This is a genomic window from Embleya sp. NBC_00896 (genome assembly GCF_045207785.1).
GTDB lineage: Bacteria > Actinomycetota > Actinomycetes > Streptomycetales > Streptomycetaceae > Embleya.
In genome coordinates this window covers 3,198,058-3,211,846 of record NZ_CP108776.1, presented here as the reverse complement: position 1 = coordinate 3,211,846, position 13,789 = coordinate 3,198,058, and the positions used below count along the sequence as shown (strand labels likewise).

The 13,789-nt window shown below is 68.3% G+C and carries 14 protein-coding genes and 2 pseudogenes; 7 read left to right on the top strand and 9 right to left on the bottom strand.

The window, feature by feature from the left end; translation table 11 throughout:
* Positions 1 to 591: 591 nt before the first annotated feature.
* Entirely contained in the window at positions 592 to 1,227 is a 636-nt protein-coding gene (locus OG928_RS14485) for a hypothetical protein (protein WP_406283704.1), read from the top strand.
* Between the two features lie 104 nt (positions 1,228 to 1,331).
* On the opposite strand, the gene OG928_RS14480 is transcribed toward OG928_RS14485, so the two are convergent.
* From OG928_RS14480 to OG928_RS14465, 4 genes and pseudogenes are all read right to left on the bottom strand, one after another.
* Positions 1,332 to 1,514 carry a DUF397 domain-containing protein gene (locus OG928_RS14480; protein ID WP_406283702.1) on the bottom strand — a complete coding sequence of 61 codons (183 nt, stop codon included), beginning with the start codon at positions 1,512 to 1,514 and terminating at the stop codon, positions 1,332 to 1,334.
* 89 nt (positions 1,515 to 1,603) lie between these two features.
* Positions 1,604 to 2,107: pseudogene (locus OG928_RS14475) on the bottom strand (DUF5753 domain-containing protein); the annotation flags it as partial.
* Positions 2,070 to 2,450, bottom strand: coding sequence for a hypothetical protein (locus OG928_RS14470; protein WP_406283701.1), 381 nt, complete (start codon positions 2,448 to 2,450; stop codon positions 2,070 to 2,072). The gene OG928_RS14470 and the pseudogene OG928_RS14475, both read right to left, overlap by 38 nt.
* A gap of 75 nt (positions 2,451 to 2,525) precedes the next feature.
* Positions 2,526 to 2,747 (bottom strand): hypothetical protein, encoded by a 222-nt coding sequence (locus OG928_RS14465; protein WP_406283699.1) that lies wholly within the window; start codon positions 2,745 to 2,747, stop codon positions 2,526 to 2,528.
* Positions 2,748 to 2,839: 92 nt separating this feature from the next.
* Between OG928_RS14465 and OG928_RS14460 the strand changes: the two are divergent.
* Positions 2,840 to 3,019: pseudogene (locus tag OG928_RS14460) on the top strand (hypothetical protein); the annotation flags it as partial.
* 41 nt (positions 3,020 to 3,060) lie between these two features.
* Here OG928_RS14460 and OG928_RS14455 read toward each other — a convergent pair.
* The 5 genes from OG928_RS14455 to OG928_RS14435 form a co-directional block, all read right to left on the bottom strand.
* Positions 3,061 to 3,318, bottom strand: a complete 258-nt coding sequence (locus OG928_RS14455) for a hypothetical protein (RefSeq protein WP_406291334.1) — start codon at positions 3,316 to 3,318, stop codon at positions 3,061 to 3,063.
* 215 nt (positions 3,319 to 3,533) lie between these two features.
* Positions 3,534 to 4,007 carry a barstar family protein gene (locus tag OG928_RS14450; protein ID WP_406283698.1) on the bottom strand — a complete coding sequence of 158 codons (474 nt, stop codon included), beginning with the start codon at positions 4,005 to 4,007 and terminating at the stop codon, positions 3,534 to 3,536.
* Positions 4,004 to 7,327 carry a DUF6531 domain-containing protein gene (locus OG928_RS14445; protein WP_406283696.1) on the bottom strand — a complete coding sequence of 1,108 codons (3,324 nt, stop codon included), beginning with the start codon at positions 7,325 to 7,327 and terminating at the stop codon, positions 4,004 to 4,006. The genes OG928_RS14450 and OG928_RS14445 overlap by 4 nt, the downstream gene beginning before the upstream one ends.
* Before the next feature lie 28 nt (positions 7,328 to 7,355).
* Positions 7,356 to 7,706 (bottom strand): hypothetical protein, encoded by a 351-nt coding sequence (locus tag OG928_RS14440; RefSeq protein ID WP_406283694.1) that lies wholly within the window; start codon positions 7,704 to 7,706, stop codon positions 7,356 to 7,358.
* Positions 7,699 to 8,148: an SseB family protein gene (locus OG928_RS14435; RefSeq protein WP_406283692.1), complete on the bottom strand. Its 450-nt coding sequence runs from the start codon at positions 8,146 to 8,148 to the stop codon at positions 7,699 to 7,701. The genes OG928_RS14440 and OG928_RS14435 overlap by 8 nt, the downstream gene beginning before the upstream one ends.
* 145 nt (positions 8,149 to 8,293) lie before the next feature.
* Between OG928_RS14435 and eno the strand changes: the two genes are divergently transcribed.
* The 5 genes from eno (at position 8,294) to OG928_RS14410 (ending at position 13,603) form a co-directional block, all read left to right on the top strand.
* A complete protein-coding gene (gene eno, locus OG928_RS14430; protein ID WP_406283691.1) occupies positions 8,294 to 9,574 on the top strand; it encodes a phosphopyruvate hydratase in 1,281 nt (426 codons plus the stop codon).
* Between the two features lie 58 nt (positions 9,575 to 9,632).
* Positions 9,633 to 10,250 carry a septum formation initiator family protein gene (locus OG928_RS14425; RefSeq protein ID WP_406283690.1) on the top strand — a complete coding sequence of 206 codons (618 nt, stop codon included), beginning with the start codon at positions 9,633 to 9,635 and terminating at the stop codon, positions 10,248 to 10,250.
* A gap of 70 nt (positions 10,251 to 10,320) precedes the next feature.
* Positions 10,321 to 10,842 carry a DUF501 domain-containing protein gene (locus tag OG928_RS14420; RefSeq protein ID WP_406283688.1) on the top strand — a complete coding sequence of 174 codons (522 nt, stop codon included), beginning with the start codon at positions 10,321 to 10,323 and terminating at the stop codon, positions 10,840 to 10,842.
* Positions 10,839 to 11,774: an exopolyphosphatase gene (locus OG928_RS14415; protein WP_406283687.1), complete on the top strand. Its 936-nt coding sequence runs from the start codon at positions 10,839 to 10,841 to the stop codon at positions 11,772 to 11,774. The genes OG928_RS14420 and OG928_RS14415 overlap by 4 nt, the downstream gene beginning before the upstream one ends.
* 479 nt (positions 11,775 to 12,253) lie before the next feature.
* Positions 12,254 to 13,603: an NAD(P)/FAD-dependent oxidoreductase gene (locus OG928_RS14410; RefSeq protein ID WP_406283685.1), complete on the top strand. Its 1,350-nt coding sequence runs from the start codon at positions 12,254 to 12,256 to the stop codon at positions 13,601 to 13,603.
* Positions 13,604 to 13,789: the final 186 nt, after the last annotated feature.

Sequence of the window (13,789 nt, the reverse complement as noted above, 5' to 3'; positions counted from 1 at the left end):
GCCGGGTGGAGCGGCACCGTCGACCTGTGACCCCGCCACCTGCCGGCCAACGACATCCGACCGCCGACAAGGCAGTAACGAAAAGAGGACTCACCATGTGGAACAAGTGCCAGCGCTGCAAGGGCAATGGAAAGTGCACCTCCTGCGACGGATCCGGCTACCGCGGCGTGTGGAAGTGCGACAGCTGCCGCGGCAGCGGCGACTGCAAGGCGTGCGACGGCCGCGGCTGACCGCATGAACGCCGCAGGGTGACCTGACCCTGCTCTTCGGTGAGGGCTTCTGCCACGGCACGAGCCCTCACCACCTCAGACATCGCGGGCGCGACTGGCCCACATCAGCGTGCCCGCCACCGATTGCCCCGCCAGATAGGCAGGGGCCAAAAACAGCGGATGCGAAAAGTCACGGGCATGTGACGGTCGTGGCTGACCGCTTCGGGGCGCTGACGCCTCCCTCAGCCGAGGGCTTCCGCCGGGTGAACCCGGCGGAAGCCTCACCCCCCCGCCTCCGAGCCTGTAGCGGTTCGCCACCAGCCCAGGCCGACCAGATCGACATCCGACCCCGCCACTTCAAGACCCAAGGAGAACGATCCTCATGAACGAGGCACTTCGCCCGGAGTCCGAGCAGCGCAACCTTCCTGGCCGGCAGCCGGGATTCGGCTTCTCGCACATGCCGCCCCAGCCGAGTTGCTCTCCGCGGCCTCAGATGTCGCCCGGCTTCGGGTACGTGCGGCAGCCGGGGTACGTCAGCGGCTCTCTGGACATGCCGCAGCGGGTCAAGGCGGCTCGCATTGTCTTGTTCCTGCTGGCGGGCTGCCTGATCATTTTGGGCCTGGCTGCGCTCGCTCAGGCCGATGCAGCGCAGAGGGCTCTGGATCCATACAGCGGGTCTTCGGGGATCATGGCCCCCGCTGTCCATGAGGCGGAGCGGGAGGCGGCAGCGCAGATGGTGGCCGCGCAGATCGGGATGCTCTGGGGTGTCATCCACGCCGCCATCGCGCTCGTTCTCGCCGCACGGTTCGGCAAGGGCGGCAGCGCCCTCCGCATCGGCACAATCGTCTACGGTTCCTGGCTCTGCGTGGTCGGCACCTTCACTCTCGGCCTCACTGCCGGCATCGCCCCCGCCACCATCGTCATGGCAGCCCTCGTAGAGCCGGCCGCCGGTGTTCTGCTGATCGTCTTCATGGTTCAGAAGGAGGGCGTGGCCTGGTTCAGCCGCCCACGCCACTGAGCGCAGCAGAGACGAGGCCGAACCGCGTTTTAGTGGATCGACTGTCCGAGAACCTCGGGGTGCCACAACTCCCAAGCCCCCGTCACCGAACCCCTGCACCGTGCTCAGCTCGGGCGAATTCCGTCGAGGAGCGCACGCCACGCGTCGGGGCGCACCGTGATCACCGGTCCGTCGATGAGCTTGGAGTCTCGGACTCCGATCGGTCCAAGGTCGGCGACGGAGACACAGTCCTCGTTTCCACTGTGGCTGCTGGTCCTCCACCGAGCAGCCTTGTCCCCGTGGCCCATGCCTTCATCTCCGCTTCCCGGGCCCTCTTCGCGATGAGTTCGATGGACTCGTCCACGGTCAGGGCTGCCGCTTGCAGATGATCGTAGGTCAGGGAGTAGGCGGCGAGACAGGTCGGACGAGAAGTCCAAGAGCGGCCGGTGAGCCCCTCCAGATAGACGACGCGATCCCGCCCGAAGTCGTACCAGGTGAACGGCCCGGAGTTGAGCCCCGGATGCGCGCCCACATCGTCAGGAAGCACCTGAAGGCGTACGTCGGGCCGCTGCGAAAGGACGACCAGTATGTGGCCGAGTTGATCGGCGAGGGTCTGCCAACCACCGACCGGATTGCGAAGCGCCGAGTCATGGACGACGAACCACAGCGACCGCCCTACGGACGAGAACGCCCCTACGTACCCGCGGCGTTCTACTCGGCGGGTCGTACGACGCCACACCTCCTCCTGCGACAGGGTCGGTGAACCGGCTCGGATGACGGCGAAGGCGTACTCGAAAGTCTGTAGCAAACCGGGAAGCAGGGTAGGTAGATACGACCGCACTGCTACCGCAGATTGTTCTGTTTCAACAAGCCGCGCATAGCGCGTTCCCCGCCATTTCATCGGACTCGGTGCGCCACCAACCCGGCTGCTCCCGACCTTTGAGTTCACGGAAAGCTTGACTCTCGTTCTCGGCCGGATCGATGTCCACCATGTGCGCGGGGCGGACGAACCCGAGTCGATCGAGTGGCACGCCGAACATGGTCTCCAGGACACGCTCGTAGTCGGGCGTCGGCCAGGGAGGGTTCGCCGACTCCCAGCGCCGGACCTGCCGAACACTGACGTCCAATCGCAGGCCCAGACTCGACGCGCACTCCCGGAAGGCGGCCGAGAGATGCCGCTGCGCGATCCATCCGTGTGCGTGTCGGGCGCGAACGAGAGCCGGATTGCCGGGTTTCGCGTGCATGACGTGCCACTCCCGAGGGCTGCGTAGACCAATATCAGCCACGCTACCGTCGGTATGGTCCCGATTACGCCCGAATCACGACCTGCCCATTCCCGTCCGCATGATGTCCGCCGGAAGTCCGCAACCCGGCATCTCGGCCACCAACTCCCGGCGGTAGAGGAGGACGGCGAGTGGCGAGCGGATTCCGGGGCCGGTGAGTGGTTCGCGGGTTCGGATCGTGTCTGCGAGGTCGTGGATCAGCACGTCCCGGTCGGCGCGCAGGGTGAGCTTGAGGGCGACTCGGTGCAGACCCGGCATCAGAAACCGGGGCGACTTCGAGGGGAACTTGTTCGATCAGGACCTTCGCCGCTTGGAACGACGCGGCTTCGGGTGGGCTCGCGCGGTAGGGAGTGGGGGAAACCCCGTTCCCTCGGCCACAGTCGACTGGCGGCTGTTCCTGCCCAAGGGTTGGGATCCGGCGTCGCCTGACGCCGACCCGGCCAACGTCGCCGGGCGTGCGGCATCCCGACGACGTCGGAGGCCACGTCGAGAAGTGGCAGTTGGCCCTCGACCTGGTCGACGAGGCCCGTTCCCGGGGCGTCGACCTGCCGTTGGCGATCGCGGACGCCAGCTACGGAGGCGCCGCCGACGGCAACTGCCGCGTCTGCTTCGTCACGAACACGGCGGGCGGCCAGTTCGCGAAGCTCGAACTCTGCCACCGCCGCCGGCCCAGCGCGCGCAGGACCGCATCCGCCAGGCCCGCGCGACCGGCCCGGGGAACCTGCCCCTGCACGTCCGCTTCTGCCTCTTCGCGGTCGCCGCGCGCCTGGTCCGCACCGGCCGACGGATCACGGTCCGTCTGCCCGAACGACAGCCTTGGACCGGGCACGTCCTCGACGGCATCGACAGACTCGGCCGGATCGCCGCACCCGCCTGACGCCCGATCCCCTGTCTGGACGAACCGCGACACACCTCCGGCGACGTGGAACCCGGCGCCCACCCGAGACGACAATCGGGCCACCACGCCCGATAACCAAATCAACGCCTCCCGAACAGCGGGGACGAGTCGTCAGCAAGCTGACGACTCGTCATGAAACATCGAGGCTAACCACCGAAATCGGCTTGGACTGACGCTACTTTGCTGTTCGAAGCCAGGTAGACGATATTGAATGGCACTGCGGCCTCCCCCAGCTCTTCCGATAGTCCGATTGTCGAGCCCCACGAGTCGGCGGCTCTTTTCATGATCCTCCGAAAGACGTCGATGTCATCACGCTCGTCCACAAGCAACGACTCTGCGTACCCAACCACGGCAAGGTACCTCTGTGCCGGTACCCATGACATGTCTCGCAGACAATCGGAGAATGCATCCCAGTTCCAGCCGAAATAGACGGGAAATCGAAATACTCGGGAGAATTCCTCGAAAACCCCTTGACTGTCGAGCATTTTCCGTCCGTCGAGATGCCCGCAGAAGAGGGTTCCGGTCGGGGGTGCCAAGGTGCTCCAGGGGGCCGAGATGTCCACGTCGTAGAAATGAGCGTGAGGGCTTTTGGCTGTCCAGATTTCTGTGAAATCCATCATATATTCGTCCGCACGCCCATAACTCGGCCGATCTCGTCCATTTCGTATGCGGTGAGTCCGTTCTCGCTGTCGGCGACGGTCGTAATATAGTCGTCCAAGCGGTATTCATACGCGCGACGGTGGATCTCTTGGGAGAGAGAGTTCGGATTGAAGACGGCGTCCATCTTTCCGGCTGGCTCACCGATTTCCACGGACTGTGCGGAGAGCCTGTGGACGGTGTCCCATTCCTGCATGAAGGTCACCCTGTCGCCGAAGCGGCGTTTGGTTTCTCGATCTGCCGCATCGTGGAAGAATTCGAAGGCATGGCCGGCGATGTGAAGGGCCGAGGGTCGACCTGCCGGATCATGGGTCCAATCGCTGATCTGCCCGGAGGGTGTTTGTCGGCGTATTCGTTGGCCGATCGCGTCATATGCGGTGGACAAGGTTCGACCATTGCTGGTTTCGGCCGTGATGCGGCCTACCATGTCGCGAGTGAAGATCAGGTCCACATCCGGATTGGTGGCTCGCACGAGGCGACCGGCGGCGTCGTGCCGCAGTTTGGTTTCGTGGCCTGTTGCCTCATGGCGTTGGGCAATGATGCGGCCGGTCGAGTCGCGGACGTACGAGATGACTTCGCCAGCACCGTTGCTGCGATGGGTCAGTCGGCCTGCAGCGTCGTGGCGGTACGTCAACTCGCGGCCGTTGAAGTCTGCTTCGGCCATCAGGCGGCCGGCCGGGTCGTATTCGTACTCCCAGGTCAGGCCCTGGGGGTTGGTGACCTGGGTCAGGCGGAGTTCGGTGTCGTAGGTGAACTCCAGGCGGGCGCCGTCGGGGCCGGTTCGGGCTGCCGGGAGGTCGAAGTGGGTGGATTCGTAGGTGGTGGCGAAGCCGGCCGGGTTGATGTGGTGGCGGAGGTTGCCCTCGCCGTCCCAGGTCCAGGATTCGTGGGTGCCGTCGGGGCGTTCGCGCCGGGCGGGCTTGCCTTCGATGGTCCAGGCCGTCTTGGTGGTACCGCCGACTGGGTCGGTCATCGAGACGCCTCGGCCGAAGGCGTTGCGGGTGAGGGTTGTTGTTGCGCCGAGAGGGTCGGTCACCACGAGGGGGAGGCCGGTCGGATCGGATGTGATGTGGGTGACGTGGCCGAGGGCGTTGGTGGTGGCCGTCATGTGGCCGGCTTCGTCGTAGGCGTAGGACGTGACCGCGCCGAGTTCGTCCGCGGTGGTGAGGAGGTTGCCACGGTCGTCGTAGGTGTAGCGGCGCAGGCCGCCGTCGAGGCCGGTGACCAGGGTTGGGCGGCAGAGGATCGGGTCGAAGTCGGCGACTGTGAACGTGCCGTTGGGGAGGACGATGCCGACCCTGTTGCCCAAGGCGTCGTACGAGTACCGCGTGGTGTGGCCGAGTTCGTCGGTGACGGCCACACGGCGGTTGTAGGAGTCCCACTCCGTGTGGCGCGTGCCGCCGAGTGGGTCCGTTTCGCGGATTACCTGGGACCAGTCGTTGTATTCGTACTCGCGGACCGCGCCGAGTGCGTCGGTCATTCGGGTGGTTCGGGCCGCCACGTCGTACGCGAACGTGTTGTCCATGACGCCGTCGATGCCGGAGCCGTGTACGCAGCGGCCCGCCTCGTCGTATTCGTACTGGTACCAGGTGCCGTTGCGGTCGGTCCAGGACGTCATCCGGTGGCGGTCGTCATAGGTGAAGCGGAGTGGACGGCCGGAGGAGTTGACGACTTGGGTGAGGTCGCCGGACTCGCTGTACGCGAAGGAGACCAGGTCGACCGATGCCGTCGGGTCGTCGACGCTCGCGTGGGTGACGGGATCGGCGCCGAGCAGCCGTAACCCCGTGATCAGCCCGCCCGCCGTGTCCACCGCGATCCGGTAGCCGCCCGAGTGGGTGACCTCGCACGGGACGCCCGCGTCGTCGTAGCCGTAGTCGATCCGGTTCCCGTTGCGATCCGTCAGTGCGCGCACCGGTATTCGCCGTGAAGAGAGTCCGGGCAGCGCCGCGAACGACCAGCTCCGCCCCCGCTGCGGATCGGTGACGGTGAAGGTCCCGTCAGGCGCACCGTCCCAGACCAACGGCCAGCGGTGTCCGCCCATCGGCATGACCCGCTCGCCCGGCCTCGGCACCGGATACCGCAGCACCATTCCATCCGCGGCCGTGAACGTGACCCGATCCGCGCCCAGTCGCAGGTGCTGGTCGAAGGTGGACGCCCACCGCTCGCCGAACCAGCTGCCGGCACCGAACGCCGTGCGGTGATGACGCTCCAGGACCAGCGGCAGCGCACCCGCCAGCGAGACGTCGGTCTGCGTCAGCACCATCTCGCCGGTGACGACGTCGATCGGCTCGCCCTCGCGCGTGCACGCGTCCGCGCCCCGGCAGCTCGGGTTGTCCCGCTTGGCGATGGCCTTCTCGGCCTGCTCGGCGGGCGTCGCCGCTTTGCTGCCACCACGCGTCACCAGCGTCAGGGCCAGATCGGGGGCGAAGGTGCCGAGTGTGCGTGCCGGGTTCTTCTTGAAGTCCTCCCACGTCGTGGCGACCGTGTCCTGGGCGAACCCGACCGGATCCCGGACCACGCCGAGCATGCCGCCCGCGATGTTCTTCAAGTCGGTCGCGTACGCGACCGGTTCGATGAAGACCCGGGCCGGATCGACCATCCAGGCGAAGCTCGCCAGATCGAAGAGTCCGGCACCGGCGCCCTTGAGGAAATCGACGCCCGCCTGGCCGAGCGTCTTCCAGATGTCCGGATCCAACTCCAGCACGCCGAGCGACTTCCGCAGCTCCAACAGCGCGTGTCCGTCCGCCCTTTCGACCCGCTCGCGCGCTCGCTTCAACTGCTCCTGGGCCTCGCGCAACAGGTCGGCGCCCGGATGACCCTCGGGCTTGTGCGGCAACTGCGGCAGGCACTCCTTGCCGACCCCGTTGGCCTTCTGCACGTCCTGGTTGCGCTTGGCGAGGTCGTACGACTCCTGCTCGCGCGCCTGCGCGTCGATCAGCCAGAACGCCTGCTTGGCCTTGGGGATGATCTCGTTCGCACACTCGCCCTGGGCGAACCGGAGCACCTCGGCGAACTCGCGCATCTTCTTCGCGACGCTCGGATACTCCTTGCCGTGCAGCTTCAGGACCTCGGTGACCAGCTTGAGATCCTTGCGGAAGCCCTCGGCGGCACCGCCCTGCCAGAGGTCCTTCCCGTCGACCTTCTCCAGGCGGTCCTTGGCCTCCAGTGCCTGGACCGAGAACCGGGTGAACACATCGGCGACGGCCTGCAATACCTCCCAGTCACCCGGTATCAGGCCCCGAGGCTGCGAATCGGGCGTGAGCGGTTCACCGGACACCAGCACTTCGAGCCCCCATCAGTCCAACTATTCGTCAATCCGTAGTGCTCATGTCGTCGCCCGCGTGGATGGACGCCGCGCCGCCGGGCGTGAAGAACGAAGCCTCCGCGGCCCGTTCCGCCTCCTCGTACTGCCGGGCGGCCAGTTCCAACGCGATCGCGATGCTCTCGCCGAGATTGACCAGCGCGCCCATCGCCTCGGCGGACCTGCGGACGATCTCGCCGGCCTGGAACGGCGACGAGTAGTACTTCTGCAGCGAGATGAGTTGGTCCCGCAACGGCTGCTGCTTCTGGGCGATTTCCCGGGCGACCAGAAGCGCGTCGATCAGTTCCGTACTCGCCCCGCGCACGAACGCGCTGTCGACCTTGAACCCGTCGTCACCCATCCGCGATCGCCGCCTTCGTGTCCGGGTCGCCGTTCCACAGGTTCGCCCGTAGCCGCACCGGCTGGGGTCCGGCCAGGTCGATCGCGATGTCGTAGCCCGGCGGCAGCAGCCGCAGCAGGTCCCCGCCGTCGGTGGCGAACCAATCGCCCGCGCCCCGGGTGAACAGCGCCAGCTGCTCCTCGGACGTGAACACCGGTACGACCCCACCGCCGGCCGGGCCGAGCACCGCGAAGCCGACCTGCTCGGGCCGCTCGCAATACAGTCGGGCCGCGATCAACGCGGCCAACAGGGCGGGCGGATCGCCTTCGCCCGCGAGCAGCCGCGAGATCTCGCGTTCGAGACGCGACGCGTCGTCCGCGTCGCCGGCGTCGTCCGTATCGCCCTCGGCCTCTGCCTCTGCGTTGCTGCGATCCGACTCGGTCATGTGTACGCCCCCGTCCATGGACCGAGCGTCACCTTAGCGAATTCGTTCGCCTCCGGGTCACCGAATGGTTGCCCACAGCTACCCGTTCCCGGGCGAACCTCCGCCCGGGGTCCTACTAGGCTGGCCCGGCAGACCAGCGTGCCCCTTGATCAAGGAGAAACTCGTGCCGTCCATCGACGTCATCCACGCCCGGGAGATCCTGGACTCCCGAGGGAACCCCACGGTGGAGGTCGAGGTCGTCCTCGACGACGGCAGCTCGGGCCGTGCCGCGGTTCCGTCCGGCGCCTCCACCGGTGCCTTCGAGGCCGTAGAGCTGCGGGACGGGGACGAGGCCCGTTACGGCGGCAAGGGCGTACAGAAGGCCGTCGACGCGGTCAACGAGCGCATCTACGAGGAGATCGCCGGCACCGAGGCCGACGACCAGCGCCTGATCGACCAGGCGATGATCGACCTCGACGGCACCGACAACAAGGCCGAGCTCGGCGCCAACGCGATCCTGGGCGTCTCGCTCGCCGTCGCGCACGCCGCCGCCGAATCGGTGAACCTGCCGCTCTTCCGCTACCTCGGCGGCCCGAACGCGCACGTGCTCCCGGTGCCGATGATGAACATCCTCAACGGTGGTGCGCACGCCGACACCAACGTCGACATCCAGGAGTTCATGATCGCGCCGATCGGCGCGGAGACCTTCGCCGAGGCCGTGCGTTGGGGCACCGAGGTGTACCACTGCCTCAAGTCGGTCCTCAAGAGCCGCGGCCTGGCCACCAGCATCGGCGACGAGGGCGGCTTCGCGCCGAACCTGGACACCAACCGCGCCGCGCTCGACCTGATCGTCGAGGCGATCCAGCTGGCCGGGTACACCCCGGGCACCGACATCGCGCTCGCGCTCGACGTGGCGGCCAGCGAGTTCCACTCGGACGGCGCGTACGTCTTCGAGGGCGCCAAGAAGACCTCGGCCGAGATGTCGGCCTACTACGCCGAGCTGGTCGCGGCGTACCCGCTCGTGTCGATCGAGGACCCGCTGGACGAGAGCGACTGGGAAGGCTGGGTCGCGCTCACCGCGCAGCTCGGCGACAAGGTCCAGCTGGTCGGCGACGACCTGTTCGTCACCAACCCGCAGCGCCTCGCGCGCGGCATCGACGAGAAGGCCGGCAACGCCCTCCTGGTGAAGGTCAACCAGATCGGCACGCTCACCGAGACCCTGGACGCCGTGTCGCTCGCACACCGCAACGGTTACCGGTGCATGATGAGTCACCGGTCCGGCGAGACCGAGGACACCACGATCGCGGACCTCGCGGTGGCCACGGACTGCGGTCAGATCAAGACGGGTGCCCCGGCGCGTTCCGACCGGGTCGCGAAGTACAACCAGCTGCTGCGCATCGAGGAGATCCTCGACGACGCGGCGGAGTACGCCGGCCGCGGCGCGTTCCCGCGCTTCGACGGCTGACACGCGATCCGACGCGGGCGACGCCGGCACCGAAGCGACGGAACGGCGGGAGGGACGCGTGAGCGAGCAGCGCGAGAGCGGTCGCAGGACGGCCGCTCCGACGAGGGCAGCCCGCGCGTCCCGGGCGGTCGCGCCGCCGCGTCAGGCGCGCGGCGCCCGCCCGACCTCGCAGGCCATGCCCAAGGTGGCCGCCGCGGTCGAGTCCATCAAGGACTCGCCCGCGGCGGCGAGCCTGGGCCGGCTGCGCCGCCGCGGCGGCGGCAAGTGGATCGTGCTGACCCTCGTGGTGCTGAGCCTGGCGGTCGCGTTGGTGTATCCGCTGCGGCAGTACCTGGCGCAGCGGGACGAGGTCGAGGACCTGCGCGAGAACACCCGCAAGCAGCAGGCCGAGGCCGAGCGCATGCGGGCCGACCTGGACCGCTGGAACGACCCCGCGTACGTCCGGCAGCAGGCCCGCGAGCGGCTGCACTTCGTCTTCCCGGGCGACACCGCGTACCTCGTGGTCCCACCGTCGGGGGCGGCGGGCAGCCCCGCCCCGCCCGCACCGGCGCAGGCCGGTTCGCCGTCCTGGTACCGGAACCTGTGGGACTCGACGCGCGACGCCGACAAGGCGCCCTCGCCGACCGCGAGCGTCGCGCCCACGCCCACCTCGACGCCCGCCACGTCGATCGGATAGCGACAGCCGGACCGGGCGCGGATCGAACGCCGGTCCGAACCACTCAGCGAAACAGGAAATACTCTCCTCTATGGATCAGCAGGACATCGACGCCGTCAAGGCGCAGCTCGGCCGTACCCCGCGTGGTCTGCGGGGCGTCGCACACCGGTGCCCGTGCGGGCTGCCCGACGTCGTGGAGACCGCCCCGCGCCTGGAGGACGGCTCCCCGTTCCCGACGCTGTACTACTTGACCTGCCCCCGGGCGGCGTCCGCGATCGGCACGCTCGAGGCCAACAACGTGATGCGGGACATGAGCGCGCGGTTGGCCACCGACGAGGACCTCGCGGCCCGGTACGCCGCCGCGCACGAGGACTACATCGCGCGCCGGGACGCGATCGAGGTGCTGGAGGGCTTCCCGTCCGCGGGCGGCATGCCCGACCGGGTCAAGTGCCTGCACGTACTGGCCGGGCACGCGCTCGCCGCGGGCCGCGGCGTGAACCCGCTCGGGGACGAGACGCTCGACGCGCTCCCCGACTGGTGGGCCAAGGGCCCGTGCGTGTGCGTGGGCGAGGACAAGGACGAGGCCGACTCCCCGGAGGACGAGACCCGATGACCCGACGCATAGCCGCGATCGACTGCGGGACCAATTCCATCCGCCTGCTCGTCGCCGACATCGACCCGGCCGCCGGGACGCTCGTCGACGTGGACCGCCGGATGCAGATCGTCCGGCTGGGCCACGGCGTGGACAAGACCGGCCGACTGGCTCCCGAGGCGCTGGAGCGGACGTTCGCCGCGTGCCGCGAGTACGCGAAGACGATCGGCGAACTCGGGGCCGAGCGGCTGCGCTTCGTGGCCACCAGTGCGAGCCGGGACGCCGAGAACCGGGACGACTTCCGGGCCGGCGTCCGCGAGATCCTGGGCGTCGAGCCCGAGGTGATCTCGGGCGACGAGGAGGCGCGCCTGTCCTTCATGGGCGCCACCCGCGAACTCGCGGGCACGGCGGCCGTCGCGACGCCCTACCTCGTGGTCGACATCGGCGGCGGGTCCACCGAGTTCGTGCTCGGCACCGAACACCCCGAGGCCGCGCGCTCCGTGGACATCGGCTGCGTCCGGATGACCGAGCGGCACCTGCGCGACGACCCGCCCACGGCGGCCCAGATCGCCGCCGCGACCGTCGACATAGAGGCCGCGATCGCGCAGGCCGCGGCCGCCGTCCCGATGGACCGCGCACGCACCCTGGTCGGCCTGGCCGGCTCGGTGACCACGGTCGCGGGCATCGCGCTCGGGCTCGCCGAGTACGACTCGACCGCCATCCACCACTCGCGCCTGACGCTCGATCAGGTCCGCGCGGTGACCGAGCGGCTGCTCGCGAGCACCCACGACGAGCGGGCCCGGATCCCGGTGCTCCACCCGGGACGCGTGGACGTGATCGGCGCGGGCGCGCTGGTCCTGCGCACGATCATGGAACGCACCGGCCTGACCGAGGTCGTGGTCAGCGAACACGACATTCTGGACGGCATCGGCTGGAGCGTTGCGGAGGACTGAGCGGGACGGCCGAGCGTACGGGGCGGTGCGTGGCCACGCCCCCGTACGGGCCCTTCGCACACGCGTCTGCGGCGCGCCAGGGACCTTCGTCCGGTCGAAGAATGACCTTGGACCCGTGTCCAGTGTTCGGACAGCGGCAAAAGTTTGTGAATCCCTTCACATGGCCGCCCGGGTAAAGCTTGGTCATGTGGGCCGGTTTTCCTCCCGATGGCCGAGCCCACGGGCGGCCCCACCTTCGAAATGGGCGGTCGGGACCGGTTCGAGGTGGAGATCACATTGCGTCGGCCCCGACCCCCTCGGGCAGGATCGACGCAGGTCATCGCGATAGGGCTGCCGGGTGGGGTGGTCGGGTGGATCATCCTCGACCGCACACCGTGCACAAATGCACAAGCAAAAGGACGAAGGGTACCAGACGACCCCTTCGGTACTGCGCGCGGCCTCAAGCCGGCCGGGTCTTCCGCCGGTGGATACTTCCAAACATGAGCAACACGGATCGCCCTCGCATCCTTATCGTCGGCGGCGGCTACGTTGGTCTGTACGCCGCGCAGCGCATCCTCAAGAAGATGCGCTACGGCGAAGCGACCGTCACGGTCGTCGACCCGCGGTCGTACATGACCTACCAGCCCTTCCTCCCGGAAGCGGCCGCCGGCAGCATCTCACCGCGCCATGTCGTGGTGCCGCTGCGCCGTGTCCTGCCCAAGGCCGAGATCGTCAACGGCCGGGTCACCTCCGTCGACCACGACCGCAAGGTCGCGCTCGTCGAGCCGCTCGCGGGTGAGTCCTACGAGCTCGGCTTCGACTACATCGTCATCGCGCTCGGTTCGATATCGCGGACCTTCCCGATTCCCGGCCTGGCCGAGAACGGCATCGGTCTCAAGACCATCGAAGAAGCCATCGCCCTGCGCAACCACGTGCTCGGGCAGCTCGACCTGGCCGACTCGACCACCGACGAGGAGATCCGCCGCAAGGCGCTGACCTTCTGCTTCGTCGGCGGCGGCTTCGCCGGTATCGAGGCGCTGGCCGAGGTCGAGGACATGGCCCGCGACGCCGTGCGCTACTACAAGAACCTCCGCCGCGAGGACATGCGCTTCGTGATGGTGGAGGCGGCCAACCGGATCCTCCCCGAGGTCGGTCCCGAACTCGGCGCGTGGACGCTGGAGAAGCTCAAGGAACGGGACATCGAGTTCCACCTGGAGACCTCGCTCAAGTCCTGCGTGGACAAGCACTGCGTGCTCTCGAACGACATCGAGTTCGACGCCTCCACGATCCTGTGGACCGCGGGCGTCAAGCCGAACCCGGTGCTGTCGGAGTACGGCCTGCCGCTCGGCCCGCGCGGCCACGTCGACACCCGCACCACCCTCCAGGTGGTCGGCATGGACAACGTGTTCTCCGCCGGCGACAACGCCCAGGTGCCCGACCTCGCCGTGGGCGAGGGCGCCTGGTGCCCGCCGAACGCGCAGCACGCGGTGCGCCAGGCCCGCGTCCTGGGCGACAACGTCGTCTCGGTCATGCGTGGCTTCCCGCCGAAGGAGTACAAGCACAAGAACCTCGGCGCGGTTGCCGGCCTCGGCCTGCACAAGGGCGTCGCGGTGATGTTCGGCCGGTTGCGGCTCAAGGGTCTGCTGGCCTGGCTGTTCCACCGCACCTACCACGGTGCGATGGTGCCGACGTTCAACCGTAAGTTCCGGGTGTTTGCCGACTGGACGCTGTCGGCGTTCTTCCGGCGCGAGATCGTTTCGCTCGGGGCCATGGAGCACCCGCGGGACGAGTTCGCGGAGGCGGCGCTTCCCGTGCAGCGACCTGCGGTGGAGCCTGCGGCCAAGGGGTGATTGCTTTGCGCTTGGGTCCGGTACGCGTTTGCGTGCCGGGCCCTTTTGCGTGGGCCTCAAGCGCCGGCCGGGCTGGGTGGTCTGGGTCGGGTGTCCTCAAGCGCCGGACGGGCTGGGGGTGGGTGGACGGGCTGCGGTTGGGTGGGCATGTGGCCTGGGTTGTCCTCAAGCGCCGGACGGGCTGAG